Genomic DNA, 20,217 nt, shown 5'->3' with positions numbered 1-20,217 from the left:
TCATTTCCCAGGCGGGAAAAATCCGGGTCAGTAGGTCGGCAAAGCCTCGTCTCCCGACGACTGCTGCGAACTCCCCGTCTTCTCGCTCCCATCGAGACGCTTGCCATGGGCGACATGTTCCATGCCCTCACCCATCTGGCGGATGTCCCGGCCCATGCCGATGAACGTGTTGCAGGAGTTCAGCCCCATCACCAACAGCGCCGTGCACGCAAAAATCTTCATGGCGGGAATCTGTCGCATTCCCGGCACAAAATCAATCCCGATTGCTTCGGATGTCTTAATCATCGCCTCCCGGCTGAATCGCACTTCCTCAAGCGGGTGACTCGGTCTGGAGGTCGAAGGTCTGAAAGTCCAAAGTCGGAACCCATCCCGCGTCATGAATGCTCGTGAACCCCTGAACCCGAGGACCTTCGACCGCTGTGCCCGGACTCCGCATCAGGTCCCCCGCAGCTCGCGGCGCATCTCGGAAGTCTTGCCGCGGAGCAGGTGGAAGTCGTCCCTCAGCGCCTCGATCGCCCGCCGGCGATCCGCTTCCGGCGTCTGCTCGAGCAGCGTGTTGAAGGCCGCGAGCGCCTCGTTCTGCAGGCTCAGGCAGCGCTTCAGCAGCGCCAGCACGAATCCGATCTCCCGCTCGTAGTCGCCGCACAGGGCCCCGGCGAGCTTGGCCGCGACCTGCCCGATCAGGCTGGCCACCTCCGCCGCCGCCTCGCTTTCGCGGTCGAGCGTGGTGAAGGCCCGCACCGCCAGATCCTCCGCTTCCTGGATCAGCGGATGCTCGTCCTCGCGGTCGCCAAAGTCCATGTCGTCGTCACACTCCATCCAACCCTCTTCGTCGTCGTCCTCCTCGTCCTCCGGGTCCGACTGCTCCTGCTTGTCGGCCATCGCCTCGAGCATCCCGTCCCATCCCATGGCAAACGCCTCCTTCCGCTCGGCATCCGGATCGTTCATGTACTTCTCCAGCACCTCCTGATAGGCGTCGGTCAGGCGGTCGCTCTCCTTGAGCCGCTTCTCCCATTCGAATTCATCATCCTCGACCCCCTCCGGCCGGTCCGGCTGGAACGGGCGACGGTCGATGATCCGCTCGAGGAAATCCCGCATCGCCTGCAGGTTCGCCAGCTTCTGCGCCTCCTCGGCATCGGCATCCATCCGCCACTCCGGGTCGGAAAGCTCCAGCTCGTAGTCGGTCGTCTCGATCACCACCCGACCATCGCTTTCACTGAACCACTCGAGGTAGAGCGTGTTCTTCCACACCTCCCCGGGATCCTCGCCCGCCGCCTTGGCTTCCAGGTAGTCATCGATGGGAATCAGGGGCACGCGGCATTTCCGCGAAGCCGTCATGTCGCCCACCACCCCGCGCTGCAGGTCGTCGAGCTGCGCATGCCCGGTGGCCTCCGGGTTGCGGAACTTCAGCCGCGCCCCGGCCAGGTCGCGCCAGCAGTCGCCCGCCAGATCGAGCGTCACCGGATCGGCCCGGCCGAGCAGCCAGATCCAGCCGATGGTGCGGCCCTCGACGGTGTTGTCGATTTCCCCGCGCACCACGGCACTCTCAATCCGATTCGCCACGGTCCGGAGCATGGAAAAACTCCGCCCGGGGCGTCAATGCTCTTGGACAGGCAGGGACGAGCGTCCCGCTCGTCCGCCAGTCCGTCCGCCAACCGATCCTGCGCTCCGGGCCTTGGTGATGAGTTTCCAGTGGCCGGTGGTCAGATCCTCGCCGCCGAGCGCAGCGATGGCGGTCGCCCACCCGGCAACTCCCACTCTACCGGCCACCTCCGCAGGCCATTCCTCTTGCTCCCTGACCACTCCCCACTCATCACCAAGACTCGAACCCCTCACCCGCACCGCGGCACCCGATCCCCCGCCATCCCGTATGTTTTAACTTCTTGAAGCATCGGGGGTCGACCGTAACCTGCGCGCGTTCCTCTAGTTCCTCATGCTCGACCCCGGCCCGCTCACCACCGCCCTGCTCATCTTCCTGGTGATCATGATTTTCAATCTGATCATCTTCGTGCACGAGCTCGGCCACTTCTGGGCGGCGAAATGGCGCGGCCTCAAGATCGACCGCTTCCAGATCTGGTTCGGCAAGCCGATCTGGAGCAAGACCATCAACGGCGTCCAGTACGGTCTCGGCTGGATTCCCGCCGGCGGCTTTGTCGCGCTGCCGCAGATGGCGCCGATGGAGGCCATCGAAGGCGGCAACCGCGACGACGGCGAACCGCTGCCGAACATCACGCCGCTCGACAAGATCATTGTCGCCTTCGCCGGCCCCTTCTTCTCCTTCCTGCTCGCGTTCGTCTCGGCCGTCATCATCTGGATCATCGCCAAGCCGGTCGACGTGATCCCGACGACCACCATCGGCTGGGTCGAGGCCGGCAGCAAGGCCGCGGAGGCCGGACTCCAGCGCGGAGACCGCATCCTCTCCATCAACGACCAACCGGTGGAGACCTGGAACCTGCCGCTCGACAGCGTCTTCATGCACATCGCCACCAGCAAGGGCGACCGCATCCACTTCACCGTCGATCGCCCCGGCGAGGGCCGGAAAGAGATCGTTTCCGATTTCTACATCCCGCCCAGCGAGTCCGTGCTCGATCGCAAGAAGACCCGCCAGGTCGGCATCATGCCGATGGCCCCCGACACCCCGATCGCCATCACCGGACTCGTCGACGACCCCAACGCCCCCGCCCGGCTCGCCGGACTCGAGGAGGGCGATGTCGTCAAGCAGGTCGACGGCGAAGCCATTGTCGATTTCTCCCAGCTCCTCGAACTCATCAAGAACAGTGAGGGCAAGACGCTCACCTTCACCGTCAAGCGCGACGGCGCACCGGTCGAGCTGGCCGTGTCGCCGGTGCGGCCGATCGTCAAGAACGCCGAGCCCGACGCCGAGCCGCAGGACTACATGATCGGCGCCTTGTTCTCCGCGCCCGATCCCTACATCCGCGAATGGGTCCGGCCGAACCCGGTCGAGCAGACGGTCGACACCCTGCGCACGATGTGGATCACGCTCACCAGCGTCGCCTCGCCGAAGTCGAGCATCGGCATCCAGCACCTCAGCGGTCCGGTCGGCATCGGCAAGATCCAGTACTTCTCGCTGCTCCTCGACCACCCCTTCCACCGCATCCTCGGCTTCATGGTGCTGATCAACATCAACCTCGCCCTGCTCAACCTGCTGCCCTTCCCGGTGCTCGACGGCGGCCACATCACCATCGCCACCATGGAGGCCATCGCCCGCCGGCCGGTGAACGTGAAGTTCCTCGAGGTCCTCCAGCTCGGCTTCGTCTTCCTGCTTTTCAGCATCATGCTCTACGTCACCTCGAAGGACATCTTCGACGACTTCGGCATGGGCGGCGACGAACGCCCCGAAACCGTCTTCCCCGAGCCGGAAGGCGGGTGAACCGGGGGCGGCCCAACCCTACTCCGCTCCCCCGGCCTGCAGGTCCTCCAGCGGCACCGGATGGCGGAGGAAGACCCCGCCTTCCCCGTTGAGGAGCTCGAGCTGCAGGACCGCCTTGGCCCAGTCGATGACCACCCCGACCAGGTCGCCACTCCCCGGCCCCAACGGGGCCACCCATCGATAGCCCGGGGTCAGCTCGCGCAGCGGGCGCAGCCCCGGGTCCCCCAATCCACGACGAAGTCGGACTTCTCAGATCGGGCGGAGACCGATTCACCGAATGCCACAAATCACGGACCCCCGACCTTGTAACCTGTCTTGGCGGCGAACCGCTCAATATCTCCGTCGAAGTAGTTGTTCAGCAAGTAGGCGAAGACCTCTAGTCTATGCTTTCGAGTATTCGGTTGGCGGTGCATGGCGGAATCCCTATCAGCTTCTAGATGAGGAGGCGGGTTTTGGCGCAACGAATCGGCGGGTGCCGGGTTGGATGAGGGGATGAAAGCGTCTCTCTTCCTGTTGCTGGTGGCGACCTCGGTGGGGTTTGCCGTGGAATCGCGCTACGATCCATCGCGGGCACCGGGTGGGGTGGAGGTGATGCGGACCGAGTTTTCCCACGACGGGCGGGAGGTGCCGCTGAAGATCTATCTGCCGGATGAAATGCCGGCGCCGGTGATCCTGCTGAGCCACGGACTCGGCGGCTCGCGGGAGGTCGGCACCTATCTCGTCGAGCACTGGGCGGCGCGGGGATTCGCGGTGGTCGCAATGCAGCACGCGGGCAGCGACGAGGCGGTGTGGAAGGACGCAGCCGGGTCGGAGCGGATGGAAAAGATGAAATCCGCCGCCAATGGCGAGACCTTCATGGGCCGGATGTGCGATGTGCCGGCGACGCTCGACCAGCTCGAGCGGTGGAACGCGGAAGACGGGCATTTTCTCAAGGGCCGGCTGGACCTGGAAAAGGTCGGGATGGCCGGGCATTCCTACGGCGCGGTGACCACGCAGGCGGTGTGCGGCCAGGTCTTCGGCCGGGCCGGAAAGGCCTTCAGTGACGAGCGGATCGACGCCGGTCTGGCGCTGAGCCCGAGTCCGCCGAGGCGGGGGAGTGCCGAGCAGGCCTTTGGCGAGGTCACGCTGCCGATGATGCTGATGACCGGGACCCGGGACGGCAGTCCGATCGGCAACACCACGCCCGAGGAGCGACGGGAGGTCTATCCGGCGATGCCGGCGGGGTCGAAGTACGAGCTGGTGCTGGACGGGGCCGAGCACATGGCCTTCAGCGATGTGAGGCGTCGCGGTGCGGGACGGCGCGATCCGGATCATCACCGCGTGATCCTGGCGCTGAGCACGGCCTTCTGGGAGAGCTATCTAACATCCGACGCGAAGGCACGTGCCTGGCTCGACGGCGACGGCCCGCGCGGGATCCTGGCGGACGCGGACGGGTGGCAGCGGAAGTGACCGGGGAGCGCGGGGCAGAAAGCTCACCTCGTTGCCGGCCTCCGGGCGCCGCGCCGATTTCGCGAAATCCCGGATCCGAGTCTGGTCGTCGCTCCCACGATCGACGGGCGGATGCCCGGATCGCGGCTGGCTCCTGATTTGACACCCCGCCGGACTCCGCATATTTTGCTATCCGGTATGAAAGCCTTGGTTTCCTCCCCCACGGCGAGTTCTTCCGTCCGGTCGCGACGGTCGCCTGCATTTCGCCTCCATTCAACGGCGTCCACCGCTCCTTTCCGTTGGAACCGTGCCTCGATCCTGGTGGTGCTGGGGATGCTGCTCGCCGGCCCGGTGGCGCGGGCCGAGACCATCTACTCGGTTCAGAAGATCGGCATCCCGGAAGGAGCCAGCTACTCACGTGGTGTCGCCCTGAACGATCACGGGCAGATGGCCGTGACGACCGGCAGCGCGGGGTATCGCTGGGCCCCCGGCACCGGCTTCACACCGCTCGGCAGTGCCACCACTGAATCGCGGGGCGTCTACGTCCAGGACATCAACAATTCCGGCCACATCGTCGGTTATGAGACGGCCGGCGACTGGTCCGAGCATGCCTTCGACTGGAACGGTTCGTTCACCGATCTCGGCAACCTCGACCCGAGCCCAAACGGACAGAACCCGCTCGCGCAGGCGAAGGGCATCAATGACAACGGCTGGGTCGTGGGGAACTCGAAGGTGTTCGTCAACTTCACCCCGTTCCGTCACGTCCTCAGCATGGAGTCCCTCGCCCGGCCGGGATCCCACGGCTACGCCATTGACGTCAATTCTTCCAATGTCATCGCGGGAACCGTTTCCGACTGGAGCTACGTCGCCCACGCCTACAAGTGGTGGCCGGACGGGACCTACACCGAACTCGGGACCGGCGGGGTCGCCGCCATCAACGACCTGGGACAGGTGGCCGGAAGCACCACCACCGGCCGGGCCTGCGTGTGGGATGCCGACGGCACCCTGCGCACTTACGGCATTCTCCCCTATTCCCAGCAGAGCAGCTCCGCCGCCCGCGACATCAACGAGCAGGGGCAGGTGGTCGGTTACTCCCGCAACAGTGGCACCGGAATTCATGATCGCCGCTATGCGACCCTCTGGGACCCGGATGGAACCATCCACGACCTCAACACCATGACGGCCAACCTCGACGGGTGGAAACTCGTCGAGGCCACCGGCATCAACGAAGCCGGCCAGATCTGTGGTTACGGTTCCGCCGATCAATATGCCGGCAGCGACCAGCAGGCGTTTCTGCTCACGCCGATCCAGATGGTCATGAGTTCGGAGGTCGTGAGCACTCCGGATGGCCCGGCGCTGCGCCTCAGTTGGCCCGCCGGCGACACCACCGCGATCCTCCAGGCAAGTGACAGCCTCGAGCCTGGTTCATGGAGCGAGGTCACCACGGGGATCGTCGTCGAAGGCAGTGAGTTCGTCCACTCCGTGCCCCTCGGTCCCGAACATCCGCCCCGGCAATTCTTCAGGCTGTACCGGCCATGATCCCGACTGCCCTCGATGGGAACCACGGATACACGGATTTTTGATGAGTGATGAAAGGTGACCCATTCACCCAATAGCAAAATGGTTCAGCTCTCATTCAACTCTGATTTCCCGCCGTAGAATCCGTGAACATCCATTCAATCCGTGGTTGGAAATCGTCGTTTGCACCCTGCAAGCACGGAACCCGGGGTGATCCGGAGAGGAGGCGGATGGTCCCGTCACCGGGCGGCTCCTCGCGTCGCCATGGCACGACCGGAAAGAACACCCGGACTCTGCCGATCCAAGCCGACGCCCCGACGAGGATGGTTGCGATTTTCAGCAAAGTCGTCCGGTCGGCTGCGTATGTCCCCCGTCATGCTGCGGCTCCCGCCCACTCCACTGTTCGTCCTCGCCCTGCTCACCACTCCGGTGCTGGCCATCTACGACGCCGAAAACCTCGGCCAATGGGAGAAACCGACCCAGATCGGTCCCGACAAGGAGGTTCCCGGCTTTCTGGTCAATCTCGGTCCCACCGGTGCCCGCGCCATCCTCAAAGAGCGGTCCTTCGTGGTGAAGCATGTGTTCGAGGATTCGCCGGCCAAGGGCCGCCTGCAGCTCGACGACGAGATCACCGGCGCCAACGCCAGGCCTTTCGGCAAGCACACTTTCGGCAAGTGCTACGGCATGCAGCCCGGCAACGGCATCGAGGGCCCCGTGATGGACCTCGGCCTGGCGATCGAGGACAGCGAAGGCCGGGACGGCAAGCTCGTGCTCGACGTGCTTCGTGATGGTGAACCCATCAAGGTCAGCGTTCCGCTCGAAGCGATCGGCCGCTTCTCCAGCACCTACCCCGTGGATTGCAGGAAGTCCGAGCAACTGGCCAAGGGCGCGATGACCTACCTGCTCACCCGGGAAGACGCCACCCGCGGTCCCGTCCACCAACGCGGTTTGTACGGCCTCGCCCTGCTCGCCCACGACAGGATGAAGGAGGCGGAGGCGTTCGCCCTTTCGTGGAACGAGATGCCCGGCGAGAAGGAGTGGACCTGGTACCCCTCCTACCAGTGCATCTTTCTCTCCGAGTACTACCTCAAGAGCGGTGACAAGCGGGTCCTCGAGACCATCCGGAAACTCACCGAACGCCTCTACCTCTCACAGGTGATCGATCCCGCCGACTACAAGGACGCCATGCACGGCGGCCAGCCCCAGGCCGCGAACTTCCTCAAGGGCGGCAACGGCCACGGGGCCCGCATCGCCGGTTACGGAACCATGACCATCACCACCCTGATGGCCATCCTGTCCTGGGAGCTCGCCGAGGACTGCGGCATCCAAATCGAGGACTTCAACCGCGACATCGCCTACGACTGCGTCCACACCCACACCCACGAGTCCGGCTACATGGGCTACCGCTTCGCCACCGGGGCCTACACCCCGGTCGGCCGTCAGGGCCTTTCCCTCATCGCGCACAAGGTGGCCGGAAGGACCGGTGCCGACGAGCATGTCGCTGCGGTCACCCGGGGCCTGGTCACCGCCAAGACCCGCCTCAACGACGGCCATGGCGACAACGTGCTGGCCTACGCCTGGGCCCTGATCGGCGTCCGGCTCGCCGATGACAGGAAGGCCATGCGCGAACTCTTCGACTACAACAAGGCCTTCATCAACATGGCGCGCACGCACGACGGCGCCTTCGTCGCCCAGCCCGGACGCAACCGCCACGAGAAGGCCTACTACATGTCACCCCGCCTCCACCCGACCGCGGCCATGGCCATCGCCCTCAGCGGGAAGCCGCGCCTGCGGATCCAGGGCGCCACGCCTTGAACCGAACGGCACTGTTTCAGACCAATTCGGGTCGCAAGGTCCAAAGCCGCAAGGTCCGAACTGCCGAGGACTTTTGAATGAAAACGACCGGCTACTCCGGAACAAAGCCCGCGCATCACTCGTTCGGAAAACACACTGTTTGGTGCAAAAACACACAAGTTGTTTGCTAAATCTGGAACTTCCTTGCCGCTCCCGCTTAAGTTCCACCGTCCACAAATCCACTGCCATGCACTCACGACGTCATTTCCTTCTCGGTTTCGCCGCAGGCGCGCCTGCTCTTCTCGCCATCCGTGCTTCTGCTGCCGAGGAGCCGGTGAAGCTCACCGAAGATGATCCTACCGCCAAAGCACTCGGTTACAAAGAGGACACCACGAAGGTGGACCAGACCAAGTACCCCATGCACAAGCCCGAGCAACGCTGCGACGGATGCGCACTCTACACAGGAAAAGCCGGCGAAGACTCCGGCCCTTGTGGTGCCGTAGGCAACAAGATCGTTACCGCGGGCGGTTGGTGCATGGTATTTGCTCCCAAACCCGCCGCCAAGTAGCGGCTTCCCGGGAAGGCCTGCCTTCGACATGGCGCGACCATAGCCGCCACGCTCGATTGTCGGCCTGCGGAGAGTACCAAGAACGCCGGAGCGGACCTCCCTCCGACGCAGCTTCCGGCAACCTCACCCCAACCGCCCGGAGGGTTGCGCCCAGGGCATCTACATTGGGGAAATCCGAACCGCGAATGGTCGCGAATTCACGCGAATGTTGTATTGAACACGCGGTTCCCGGACTTCAGAGATCCAGAATTCGCGTCCATTGGCGTCCATTCGCGGTTTCCAACTTTCAAGTGTAGACGCCCTGGAGTTGCGCTCCGCACATCTTGACGTGTCGCAGTGAAGTGCCTACCTTGCCAGATGGTATGAAAGCACGACAACGTCTCGCGTGCTGGGGTTTGACCCAACATCGCTCGCAGAGGCAGCGAAACCTGTCCTCCCTCCGTCCGCAGACCACGGACGACGTGTCCTCCGAACCAAACGAAAGTCAACCTGTCGGAACCCGCAGCTTGGGAATGGCGCTGATGTTCCTGGTGGGATTCCCCACCACTCTGTTAGTCGACGCCGCCGAAATCCCGGAGCATCCGTTGATCCGGCCGTTTCCCGGTTCGGTCCTGGCCCAGAACATGAGCAAGCACCAGCGATTCGGAGCTGCGGAGTTCCCCGTCATCGATGCAGAGACGGGGAAACGCAGAACGACGAAGATCAAAGGGGAATGCTGGAGCCTGCTCTACGAAGTAAGAAAGCCCGACGGGAGCAGGGTACAGGACATTTCCAAGATCGAGTTCATGGAAAACTTCCGCGCCGCGGCCGAGGAGAAGGGCGGGCAGGTCGTCTTCGAAAGTGACTCGACCCTCGTTTTCACCCTGCCTCGTGAAGGCGTCGGCACCACTTGGTGTGAATACACCGGGCCTGCGAACCTGGGACAGCAGTATCTCACCATCGTCGATGAGGCTTCCTTCAAGAAGTCCCTCACCTTCGGACCCGCCCAGATGAAGGCCGCCCTCGATGCGGACGGACGGGTCATGCTCTACGACATCCTCTTCGACTACGATCAGGCATCCCTGCAAAAGGATTCGCTGAAGCAACTCGAACATGTGCTGACCCTGCTGCAGGACAATCCCGACCTGAATGTCGAGATTCAGGGGCACACCGACGACCAGGGTGGCGATGCCTACAACCTCGAGTTGTCGCAACGCCGCGCGGACGCGGTTCGCAGCTTCCTGCTCCTGTTCGGCATCCCCGAACCGCGCCTCACGGCGAAAGGCTATGGAGAAACCATGCCGGTCGCCCCGAATGACACCGACGAGAACCGTGCCAGGAACCGCCGCGTCGAACTCGTGAAGCGATAACCCGCATCCCAACGTCATGAACACGAGCATCACAGCAATCCTTCTGGCCGCCGCGCTCGCCGTGGGGCCCACCTTCGCCCCGGCCGAGGACGACGAAGACGCTTGGCCAACGGACAACAACCCGCCCCTCTGGCCAACCACGGTCACCATCTCGCCCGCCAAGCGGGAGCTTCTACCGGGTGAGACCATGGAGATCATTCTCAGTGGGATGCTCGATCCCCTTGGCAAACATGCGGACCCCGACTACAAGGTGATCGTGACGGCCATGGGCATGATTGCCAACGGTGAGCCCTGTCTCGTCCCACACGGCAAAAAGTTCGTCATCGGGGAAGATTACATCATCCGGCTGCACTACGTGGCCCCCTCGGTGCCGGCCGCAAACATCGACACGATCCGGGTCTATCGCTCCCACGACATCCCGGAAGCCCTTACCGGCAAAAAGCCAGACGAAATGCATGATCTGGAGATCCCGCCGCAGCTTCTCGGAAGCAAAAAAATCAAAATCATCAACGCCAACTTCATGCGCGTGACCCAGTCCATCCACGACCACCACCAGTCCTCGTCGGGCAAGAGCTGGTCGAAGGAGGACATTGAAGTGACGATGGTCCTGCGCTTCAAGCCGATGGGAGGTATGGGGTTCAGCATTCCCTACAACATCACCAGCGCGGAAGTCGTGAGCTTCTCCGGCAGCATCGAGCGGAGCGACGGAGAACACGCCAAACTCACCGATGCCACGGTGGGAACCAGCCCGACGGCGATGAACCTGCACCTTTCGCCCGAAACGGGCGAGGTGGACGCGGTGGTTCCGACGGCCTTTTCAGCCAAGTTGGAATGGACTTCGACCGAAGACCTCAGCCCGCCGCGCGATCTGGATTTCGGACCCGTCACCGACTACGACAACCGGGAGCAGGAGAAGGCCCTCAGGGCAGAACGGAAGGAAATCAAGCAACAGATCCGCGACGGCGAACCAGGCAGCCTCGAGCGTCTTTTCAGCCTCCAGCAGAAGATCGCCGCGGCATCCACGCACCGCGACCAGAAGGTCACCTTCCGCAACAGTGACAAGAACTTCGGCGGCAAGGCCGAACTCAAGAAGTTGAGCAGCTCCCACACGAAGATCGAAACCTACTCCTGGGAAGTGGTGATGGACTAGTGACACGCCGACTACGGGGTCGGACGCCTTGAGCAACAGCCACCGCCTTTCTCAGTCTCGAGGGTCGATGGCAATGCCTTCGGCGATCCAGGCAAGGAGGTGGTTGGAGGACTTACCTGGATCGCCCGCTTCCCACCGGCGGACCGAAAAGGGGCCACGGTTTGTCTCCGAGATAGTCGGGCTTGGAATCCAGGAACAGCGAAGCCGGCAGGCGGCTGCCCTCCGGCACGTCGCCCCACTGCAGCTCACCCTTGACGAGGTTCGCCCCGACGTAGGGATGCTCGACCTTGTGCATGCCGATCGCCGCGGTTTCGTTGGCGATGACCGCGAGATGGAAGCGCGTCGAACCCTTGGCCCTGAAGCTCCCCACCTGCTTCTTCGCATGGTTCCGATAGAAGAAGTTGTAGGCGTTCCAATTCGACTCGCCGTAGTCAAACGACAGCTCACTGCCCTCGTTCCCCTCGAAGAGATTGCAGTAACCGAGATCCCCGTGATGACTGCCGATGTCGCAGTAGTCGTAGGGTGCCTCGGCGGTGTTGTAGGCCATGACGCTGTAGCTCGTACCCCAGGCCAGTTCGAAGTGATGCCGCAGGTGGCAGGCATGATTGTTGACGACATGGATCGCCGTGCTGCGCTCCACGGTGATGCCGTAGCCGTTCCAGCCCTTGCCTCCCTGGTATTCATGAACCGTGCATCCGGAGACAACCACATCGCGACTGTCTCGAACCGCAAGGCAATGGGTCGTGGCCTTGCCGGACTCCACGTTCCTGATCTCGGCGTTTGCGCAACGGCTGATTTCGATGTTGTGGTCGCCCATCTTGCCGCGGTTCAGTCGGGTCACGGAAAGATTGGTGAGGCGCACGTTGTGAAGCGGGTGGATGCGGCGCAGCAGGGCCGACCCCGAGAAGTCGGCACCAATCCTAAGGTCGAGCGTCACGGTCGTGCCGTCGATTCCGGTGATCCATGAAAGCTGGCCTCGTGGAAAGCCAATGCCCCGGTTGTCTGCGACTTGATGGTAAACCCTCACCAGGTCGCCGACCTCCAGGTCCGCCGGTGCCTCCAATTCGACGCCTTGGTCACCGCGTTCCGGCAACTTCGCCAGCGCGAGCGGCTCCTCCGCCCACCCCTTGAAGGTGATTCCGTTGACATGGGCGTCCTCCGGGAAATCCAGGACGAACTTCGTCTTCTCCCCGTCGCCGTCGAGCCAGATATCTCCCTGCTCGATGACCAGGGCGCTCTTCAGCGTGTAGGTCCCCCCGGGAAAGAAGAGGCGCCGGCGTCCCTCGGTATCGCCGATGATCTTGGCGATGGCCGCCGCCGCGTCGATCCCGCTGTCCGGCCGCAGGCCATGCTTCGTTACGTCGATCGTGCTCCAGCCGTCGGGGTCCTCATAGCTGACCACCGGCCATGGTGACGGCGGGAGAAAGTCGGGATCGATGTCACCGTAGTCGACTTCCCTGGGAATCGCGTCCGGGCCCTCGATCTTGATCTTCTCGATCAAGGCCTGGTCCTCCTCGGACAGATTAGCGACGAGCGTCTTCACGATGCGGCCGTCGGGCAGTCGCAGGGCGACCTGCTCCCCATCGGGGCTGAGAGCCACGTAGTCGGCCTCGACGACCTTACCGGTCTTCGCCGTCCACGGGCGGGCCTCCGAGGAGACGGTGGCCAGTGCCAGGGCGATCATCATCGGTCCTAACAAGGGCATCTTCATGGTTCGATCGGGGATTGTGGGGCTTGCTTCGAGAGGAACACGACAGGTGGATTCATGCGCTACTGGATCGGCCTCAGGGTGAAGGAGCGGATGGCAACGGCATATTGAATCGGGTTCCGTCGCAGGAACTTCAGCTGGTTCTCCCCGGCCTTGAGTTCGACGACGGTCTCCGGCGTGTTTTGCCAATCCCCCAAAGTCATCGGCAAAGTGATCAACTGTTCGTCGGTTGATCCATTCACCCGGAGTGCAATGTTCTGCCAGTAGTTGGCCGTGACCACCTCCGCCGTCAGGACGTATCGGCCTGCCTTGGAAGCACGGATGGTGTAGTCCATCGTGTATTCCGAAGGCTGCTGATTGCCGATCGGATCCTTCTTCGGGCTGTTGGCGAAGTAATCCCGGTGATACGCGTCGGAAACACACTCCCAGAGGTTGCCGTACATGTCGTGAAACCCCCAGGGATTCGGTTTTTTCCGGCCGACCGGATGGGGCTTGCCACCGGCATTCGGCTCATACCAGGCATAGTCGCCGAGCGGCGCCGGATCATCGCCGAAGAACCAGAGCGTATCCGTCCCCGCGCGGGCCGCATACTCCCATTCGGCCTCCGTCGGGAGGCGCACATCCTGTCCGGTGTATTCCGAAAGCGCCCTGCAGAAATTCTCGGCTTCGTCCTTGCTGATGTGGCCGGCCGGGTAGTCGTGCTGATCCACGTTCATCTGGCCGCTGTACTATGCCCGCGTCACCTCATATTTGCCGAGATAGTATCCCTTCGTCAGCGTGACCTCGTGCCTGGGCGCTTCAGGGCAGGTGAACTTGGTTTCCTCCGTCTTGTCGCTGCCCATCATGAACGTGCCGGGCTTGACGTAGATGAAGTCCATCGAGACCCCGTTGCCCAGATCCGGTTTCAGCTCGGGCGGTGGATTGTCGCCTTTCGGCGTGAACGCCACCCGCATTCCCCAGTCCGGATACTCTCCAAGGCCGGCCCTCCGTATCCGTTTTGCCGACCGGGCTTCGTTCGAGTCCTTCTTGTAGTTGCCTCCCTTCAGGATGGGCACCGAACCACCAAAGGGGCCGAACCGGCGGAGGTAGATCTGCTCGCCGCCATCGAAACTTCTTACCGTCAGGAGGTTGTTGGGCGCGCGGCCTCCAATGCTGTCGTAGGCGGCTGCAGGGATGAAGATGGTGCCGTCACTGCTGTAACTGATGGCCTCCTTCCTGACGGGTTTGGCCAGCACTTTCTCGGCAAGGGTCGGTTCGTCGGCTTCCATCACCGCCGAGTGGTCCACCCGGGGAAGCTTCCCCTCCTCAATATCCTTGATGATGCGGTCCTGGGTCAGGAGCGACACGCCGTAGCAGGTATCCTTGCCGCCATCGCCCCAGTACATCCGTTCCTCGCCCATCAGGTCGCCGATCCACTGGGCCCGCTTGACCTGCAGGTAGGCCTCGGGATTCTGGCGAGCCTGGGTGGTCTTCAGAAACGCTCGATCCCTGTGATAGGGCGTGTTGGTCGTGCCGGAGCCCCATCCGGGACCGAGATCGACTTTCCACCCGTCCGGCGACCAGCGGGCCAGGGCTCCATGCGCGCGGCTTGGACGCTTGATGGTCGGGATGCCGAAGGACCGGAGGATGAAGCGCCCGAAGAACGCGCGGCGACCGCAGATCCCGTGGTTCATCAGGATATTCTGATAACCATGAAGCTTGGGATTGTCGTGAAACTGTCGGGCCGAAGTGTTCGGGATGTCGCTGGTGACGAAGCGGCTGTAGCTGCCGTTGCCGGTCGAGTTGAAGAGGTGGTCGGGCCGGTAGTTGCGCATCATCTCGCGTCCCCAGGCATGCGTCCATTCCGGTTCGTGTTCATTCACCACCAGGCACAGATGAAAGGTGTCGAAGGTCGGGAAGGCGGGATCCAGCTCCCCGGCGAGATAAGCCTTTTCGTAGCCCATGTAGCGCTCCAACGGGTCGACGTGCTCGGGACCGGGGCGCGCCTCAGTGTTGCTTTGCCATAGGGGGGTCGCATGCTCGAGGGCGCAGGCCACCGCCAGCCGTTGAAAGATCCCCGCATCGGCCCTCTTGCTCGCCTTTTGAATGTCGGTGTATATCTTGATCGCCGGACCCCATTGCGGCACACCGCGCTTGGGCTTCGTGGGACCGTCGGCCACCAGCATCTGCTTCATCAGGTCGGTGTTCGACAGCAATTGCTCGACCAGCCGCTCCTGCTCCTTGCCCTGCTGGGCAAAGGTCGCGAGGCCCTCGGGGGTCGCCTCGTGCAGGACCACGAAGGTGACAAGCAGTGGGTCCAGCTTGTCGCTCTTCAAGAACGCCTGCACCCTGGCCTCGTCCTTGAGGTCGGGGATCCGCTTGGTCAATTCCGCGTGGAGCTTGTCCTTCGCGGACGTGTAGCGCGCGAGCAGCCTCGCGTCCACGCCCGGCGCGGCCTTCGGTGGCGATTCCTCCGCAAGGGACCGCGAGACGACAAGACCCGGCATCACGACCATCAACGCCAGAAACATCAAGAAGGACTGCATGGGGGAGACAAACGCCTCAGACGCCCTCGTTCATACATGCCGCGGGGCATAAGCTTCCTTGATACACCGTCACTTTTTGTGACAGGTTGCCCGACGTGAAGCGAAGCGGCTTTCGAACCGTGACCGACCAGGTCCTCGAACTCCTGCGGGAGGGGATGCTCTCCGGACGCTGGAGGGGCACCCTTCCGGGGCGCGACCGGCTCGCAAGCGAACTGGGTGTCAGCCACCGGACGGTCGAGCAGGCCATGCGCCGACTGGCGAAGGAGGGCCTGCTCGCCTCGCAGGGACCGGGCCGGCGGCGCCGGATCGTGCTGCCCGAGGGCGACATCCAACCCCGGCACTTCAGGCTGCGTGTCCTCGCCTACGACCCTTCGGATCGCGCCCTGCCGTTCTTCGGCGAACTGCTGGGCCAGCTGAAGGCGCGCGGATTCACGGCCGATTTTACCACCAAGACGCTGTTGGACCTGGGCATGGACGTGAAGCGGGTCGCGCGTTTCGTTCACAAGGTTCCGGCCGATGCCTGGATCGTGACCGCCGGATCGCGGGAGGTGCTCGAGTGGTTCTGCAAGCAACCGGTGCCTGCCTATGCGCTGTTCGGCGTCAAGTCCGGCCTGCCCATCGCCGGTTGTGGAATCCGGAAAAACCTGCAGCCGGTGATCCGGCGCCTGGTCGAGCTGGGACATCGTCGCATCGTTCTGCTTTCGCGGGAGAACATGATCGTTCCCGAGCCGGCCCTGTTCCAGCGGAAGTTCCTTGAAACCCTTCAAGCCGAGGGAATCCGGCCCACCGCCTATCACCTGCCGGTCTGGGGTTATCGCCCCGCAGGACTTCACCGCTGCCTGGAATCCCTCTTCCAGGTCACCCCACCCACCGCCCTCATCGTCGAGGAAATCCCAACCTTTCTCGCCGTCCGCGACCACCTGGCGCGCCGCGGGATCATTGCTCCCCGCGACGTCTCGCTGATCTGCCTGGACCACGATCCCTCGTTTGACTGGTGCGACCCTCTCGCCACTCATTTCTATTCGGACTTTGCTCCCCTCACCCGGCGGATCGGGCGCTGGGCCGGGAACGTCGCCCGTGGTGTGCAAGACCACCGGCAGACCTTCACCCTCGCCCGCTTCATCGAGGGCGGGACGATCGGCCCGGCCCCGGAGCGGCGTTGAATTCGGGTTTCCCGTCCGCAACAAAGCAGGATGACAATGCCCGCAATTGTGCTAGCTACGGGGATGCACTCGTCCAAGCACAGCATCGCCTCCGCCGCCGGCATCCTGTTCTTTTCGACCATGGGCCCTCTCGTCGCGGAAGACTGGCCTTCCTGGCGGGGGCCCGCGCACAATGGAAGCCGGGCCGGCGAGAACTACCCGCCCGAATGGAGTGCCGACGAGGTCCTGTGGAAGGTCGAACTTCCCGGAAAGGGGGCGTCCTCGCCGGTCGTGTGGAAGGACCGGGTGTTCGTCACCGCACCCGCAGACGGCATCGATACCGCCCTGGCATTCGATCTCGAGGGGAAACAAGTCTGGAAGACCCGCTTCGGTGCGATCAGGAAGCCGAAGCACATGAAGCTCGGCACCAGCAGCAACGCCTCGCCGGTCACGGATGGCACCGGGGTCTTCGTCTATTTCAAGAGCGGCACCTTCGCGGCCCTGGAAATGGACGGGACGATCCGCTGGAAACGCAACCTGGTCGAGGAGTTCGGTCCGCAGGAACTGTTCTGGGACCAGGGGAGTTCTCCCATCATCATCGGCGATCTCGTCATCCTTCCCCGGCTCCACGCGGGGGATTCATGGGTCGCCGGCTTCGACAAGGCCACCGGCCAAATCCGCTGGAAGCAGGAACGCAACTTCGAGGCCCCGGCCGAGAACGACAACGGATACTCGACGCCGGTTCCCGTTCGTCACGGCGACCGGGACGCCCTGCTAGTGTGGTGTTCGGACCACTTGACCGCCTACGCCGCGGATGACGGTGAACTGCTGTGGACCTGCGGGGGCTTCAATCCGAGGGCGAAGAACCTCTGGCCGCCGATCGCAACACCGGTGGTCGCGGGGAACATCGCGGTGGTCCCGGTGGGTCGGGACGACCGGAAGCAGGCTTCGATCCATGCGGTTCGCCTGGGAGGATCCGGCGATGTCACGGGCACGCATCGGCTTTGGGAGCGCAGTGACTTCGGAGTCTTCGTCTCAAGCCCGATCGAGTACGAAGGGAAGGTTTACCTGCTTCGTCACCGGGGCGAAGTGGTTTGCCTCGATCCGGAGACGGGTGAGCCGTTTTGGACGGCCCAGCTTCCCAAGTCCGTCGTTCCCTACTACGCCTCACCCGTGATTGCCGGAGGGATCCTCTATGCCGCCCGCGAGGACGGGGTCGTGTTCTCGGCGCGGATCGGCGATGCCTTCGAGCTTCTCGGGGAGAATGACATGGGAGAGCAGATCCTCGCCACTCCGGTTCCCATCGACGGGAAGCTGCTGCTCCGCACATCCGAGCACCTCATCTGCGTCAAGTAAGGCCTCGGCTCCTTCTATCTAACAGCACGAGCAGGGTCGGGCCGATCAGCCAACGCATCGGAACACCCGCCCGTCACGAAGCGCCCTCCGCTTCTGAAAAGCGGGCCAGCAGGTGGTCGAGCACCTCGGGCCACGCCGCGTGGGACCCCGAGTCTGCGATTTCGCGGGCCGCCTGTTCATTCATCCCCCCGGGCGTGGCCGCATGTTCCGAGAGATGGTCGAAGCGGACCGGAGATTGCTGCCGGGCTGCGAAGGCAAGGGCCTCGACCATCTCCGCGACGTAGCGATTCGTCAGGTCCGGGCCGACACCCCGGGCGGTGGACCAGCCGCTCCATTGCCCGAGCAGGTCGTAGAGCGGCGAAATCAATCCGGTCAGCGCCCACAGGACGTGGAGCTGTTCCTCGTCTTCGACCCTCAGCGGCTGGCCGATCGCCTCGAACATCTCCAGCACCCGGTCGTCCGCATTCAGCAGCGGGATCGGGCAGCGGCGGTGCGCCACCGTCGGCAACGGGATCGCGCGGCAGGCGTTGCGCGCCGGGGCGGCCTCACTCGCCAGATCTTCCAACGGCAGGAAGGTGACGAAGGAAACGACCCGGTGGTCCTCCCGGAAGACCAGCTCGCGCAGCACCCGCCGGGCGTCTTTCGGCCGCACCGCGAGGCAGACGATGTCCGACTCATCCAGCACCTGCTGGTTGTCCCCGCAACGCCGCACGGCGGCATGGCTCCGGGCCAGTTCGGCGGAGGTCCGCTCGTTTCGCGGGGAAACCCGGATCGAAAGCCCTTCGAGCCGCGAGCGGCAAAGACCCTCGACGACGGCGGCGCTGATCTTTCCGGTTCCGATGAATCCGATCTTCACGGTGGATGCTGGGTTGATTTCCAAAGGCTGCTCCGCGGAGCGGCGTCATGGTGATCCGACCCGGCCGCACCGACAATCGAATGTTCCCTCGACCGCCACGCTTGAAAGAGGATCTTCCCGCGGCAACCCCGTGAACTCGCCGCTGACGACCACACGGAATCCCTTCGGTTCCAAGGATCCAAGCTACCTCCAAGGGCAATCGCGGTCCTGTCAAAATTCAGACCGGCGAGCGAGTGGCATCCCGAACACTCAGCCCTTCACGGGCATTCAGAGCCCTCTCTGTTTGGGGGATACTGAGAGTCAGTGGCTTGTGAGGTTCGAGTCTTGTTCGTCCTATTGCCTCTCAGTTCGAGTCCACTGAAAGCGCACGTGGCATCGCTGTCACGGTCGATGGTTTGACAATCAAGGCTCACAAAATAGAAAAGGGGGATGGCTGAACCGCGTGGTGTGCTCGAGTGGAATCTGTCCGATTTGGCGGAGACAATGTGCCTCACGGAGTCCGATGTCCGTCTCTACTTCACCGATGGTCGACGGGTATCTTTCATGTTGGAGCGCCGCATTGCCTACGAGGTCCTAAACGGATCGCTCGCCCCGAGTGAAGGGGCAGGCTAGGACGTCCGAGATCTGGTTCCCTTTTGCGCGAATTGCCAGGCTGTCGTGCATCGGCGCCGAGACCGCGTCCTGGCTCTGGACGAACTCACAGCTATAATCGCCGGCCAAGCGAAGCCCTGAAAAACGCTAGAATCCATTACATGCAGCAGAAGACCATGCTACTGGCTTGGCTTTTTGAACGCCTTATATAGAGCTTCACCCAATTTTCTCTCACTCTTCACCCCGGACTTGACCGCCCGGTAGATTTGGGCATGCAGCGAATCCTCGGAACCGAATATCTTCGCCAACCCCAGCTGAGCTTTCCGCAACCGGGGCCTCTGAACTTTTCTCCTCCAACTTTCAGCGGTAAGACTACTCTGTTTGACCCAAAGCCCCTTCGCGTGAAAGTCAGCAACCAATAGCTGCGCGACCGAATCACCCAGGCCCGCGGCCACAGAAAGCCATTCGTGGCCCCATTCTTGGGAAAGTCGCTTGAGCCCACCCGCAGCAAACAGCGCTCTGCCTTGGTGCCGAAAATAATTTAAGCTCATTCGTAATGCGGACCTCTGGTCACCCTGAATTGCCAGATTAACAATACATAGATAACTGTAGGTCTCCCGCTCGCTCTCAAGATAGCTTCCCACAAACCATCTCTTTTCTAGTTTCTCCAACCATTCCCCCGCCGCTTCATGCCCGGATTCCGAAGCCTCTATGAAAAGCCGCTTTGCTTGGCCTTGATCTCGTTGAATATACTTCTCGGCATTAACTTTTCGGATTCTCGAACAGCTGGAAGTTCTCGGTAACCAGGCTTTGAAGGCATGCACGATTTTCGCCGCTGAGC

General features: G+C 63.0%; 17 protein-coding genes. 9 read left to right on the top strand and 8 right to left on the bottom strand.

The window, feature by feature from the left end:
* Positions 1-27: 27 nt before the first annotated feature.
* Together ACG2LG_RS04630 and ACG2LG_RS04625 are read right to left on the bottom strand one after the other, a co-directional pair.
* Positions 28-222: a hypothetical protein gene (locus tag ACG2LG_RS04630; protein WP_396256756.1), complete on the bottom strand. Its 195-nt coding sequence runs from the start codon at positions 220-222 to the stop codon at positions 28-30.
* 213 nt (positions 223-435) lie between these two features.
* The gene (locus ACG2LG_RS04625) at positions 436-1,563 is read right to left on the bottom strand and encodes a hypothetical protein (protein ID WP_396256754.1); all 1,128 of its coding nucleotides are present in this window, start codon (positions 1,561-1,563) and stop codon (positions 436-438) included.
* A 370-nt stretch (positions 1,564-1,933) separates the two neighbouring features.
* Between ACG2LG_RS04625 and rseP the strand changes: the two genes are divergently transcribed.
* On the top strand, positions 1,934-3,391 hold the full coding sequence (rseP, locus tag ACG2LG_RS04620) for an RIP metalloprotease RseP (protein WP_396256752.1): 1,458 nt from the start codon (positions 1,934-1,936) through the stop codon (positions 3,389-3,391).
* Between the two features lie 18 nt (positions 3,392-3,409).
* Here rseP and ACG2LG_RS04615 read toward each other — a convergent pair whose 3' ends face one another.
* Positions 3,410-3,619 (bottom strand): hypothetical protein, encoded by a 210-nt coding sequence (locus ACG2LG_RS04615; RefSeq protein ID WP_396256750.1) that lies wholly within the window; start codon positions 3,617-3,619, stop codon positions 3,410-3,412.
* Between the two features lie 264 nt (positions 3,620-3,883).
* Between ACG2LG_RS04615 and ACG2LG_RS04610 the strand changes: the two genes are divergently transcribed.
* The 6 genes from ACG2LG_RS04610 to ACG2LG_RS04585 all read left to right on the top strand — a co-directional run bounded on the left by ACG2LG_RS04610 (position 3,884) and on the right by ACG2LG_RS04585 (position 11,198).
* On the top strand, positions 3,884-4,840 hold the full coding sequence (locus ACG2LG_RS04610; protein WP_396256748.1) for an alpha/beta hydrolase family protein: 957 nt from the start codon (positions 3,884-3,886) through the stop codon (positions 4,838-4,840).
* Between the two features lie 312 nt (positions 4,841-5,152).
* Positions 5,153-6,358, top strand: coding sequence for a DUF3466 family protein (locus ACG2LG_RS04605; RefSeq protein ID WP_396256971.1), 1,206 nt, complete (start codon positions 5,153-5,155; stop codon positions 6,356-6,358).
* A 354-nt stretch (positions 6,359-6,712) separates the two neighbouring features.
* Positions 6,713-8,152: a DUF6288 domain-containing protein gene (locus ACG2LG_RS04600; RefSeq protein WP_396256746.1), complete on the top strand. Its 1,440-nt coding sequence runs from the start codon at positions 6,713-6,715 to the stop codon at positions 8,150-8,152.
* 226 nt (positions 8,153-8,378) lie between these two features.
* Positions 8,379-8,699, top strand: coding sequence for a high-potential iron-sulfur protein (locus tag ACG2LG_RS04595; protein ID WP_396256744.1), 321 nt, complete (start codon positions 8,379-8,381; stop codon positions 8,697-8,699).
* 512 nt (positions 8,700-9,211) lie between these two features.
* The gene (locus ACG2LG_RS04590) at positions 9,212-10,048 is read left to right on the top strand and encodes an OmpA family protein (protein WP_396256743.1); all 837 of its coding nucleotides are present in this window, start codon (positions 9,212-9,214) and stop codon (positions 10,046-10,048) included.
* 16 nt (positions 10,049-10,064) lie between these two features.
* Positions 10,065-11,198, top strand: coding sequence for a hypothetical protein (locus ACG2LG_RS04585; protein WP_396256741.1), 1,134 nt, complete (start codon positions 10,065-10,067; stop codon positions 11,196-11,198).
* Positions 11,199-11,310: 112 nt separating this feature from the next.
* On the opposite strand, the gene ACG2LG_RS04580 is transcribed toward ACG2LG_RS04585, so the two are convergent.
* The 3 genes from ACG2LG_RS04580 to ACG2LG_RS04570 are packed head-to-tail and all read right to left on the bottom strand — an operon-like array spanning position 11,311 to position 15,431.
* A complete protein-coding gene (locus ACG2LG_RS04580) occupies positions 11,311-12,909 on the bottom strand; it encodes a hypothetical protein (RefSeq protein WP_396256739.1) in 1,599 nt (532 codons plus the stop codon).
* 59 nt (positions 12,910-12,968) lie between these two features.
* Positions 12,969-13,622 (bottom strand): SUMF1/EgtB/PvdO family nonheme iron enzyme, encoded by a 654-nt coding sequence (locus ACG2LG_RS04575; protein WP_396256737.1) that lies wholly within the window; start codon positions 13,620-13,622, stop codon positions 12,969-12,971.
* Positions 13,623-13,634: 12 nt separating this feature from the next.
* On the bottom strand, positions 13,635-15,431 hold the full coding sequence (locus ACG2LG_RS04570; RefSeq protein ID WP_396256735.1) for a hypothetical protein: 1,797 nt from the start codon (positions 15,429-15,431) through the stop codon (positions 13,635-13,637).
* 119 nt (positions 15,432-15,550) lie between these two features.
* On the opposite strand from ACG2LG_RS04570, the gene ACG2LG_RS04565 reads away from it, so the two are divergent.
* Positions 15,551-16,594: a substrate-binding domain-containing protein gene (locus tag ACG2LG_RS04565; protein ID WP_396256733.1), complete on the top strand. Its 1,044-nt coding sequence runs from the start codon at positions 15,551-15,553 to the stop codon at positions 16,592-16,594.
* A gap of 63 nt (positions 16,595-16,657) precedes the next feature.
* Positions 16,658-17,929: a PQQ-binding-like beta-propeller repeat protein gene (locus tag ACG2LG_RS04560; RefSeq protein ID WP_396256731.1), complete on the top strand. Its 1,272-nt coding sequence runs from the start codon at positions 16,658-16,660 to the stop codon at positions 17,927-17,929.
* A 73-nt stretch (positions 17,930-18,002) separates the two neighbouring features.
* Here the strand turns inward: ACG2LG_RS04560 and ACG2LG_RS04555 are convergent, their stop codons facing one another.
* Both ACG2LG_RS04555 and ACG2LG_RS04550 read right to left on the bottom strand, forming a co-directional pair.
* Positions 18,003-18,785, bottom strand: coding sequence for an NAD(P)-binding domain-containing protein (locus tag ACG2LG_RS04555; protein WP_396256729.1), 783 nt, complete (start codon positions 18,783-18,785; stop codon positions 18,003-18,005).
* A 770-nt stretch (positions 18,786-19,555) separates the two neighbouring features.
* Positions 19,556-20,217, bottom strand: a 662-nt coding sequence (locus tag ACG2LG_RS04550; protein ID WP_396256727.1) for a hypothetical protein, incomplete at its 5' end; no start/stop codon positions are given.

It is taken from the genome of Haloferula sp. A504, from assembly GCF_044385805.1.
Lineage (GTDB): Bacteria > Verrucomicrobiota > Verrucomicrobiia > Verrucomicrobiales > Akkermansiaceae > Haloferula.
The sequence above is the reverse complement of the archived record's forward strand: the minus strand, read 5'-3'. Positions and strand labels throughout refer to the sequence as shown.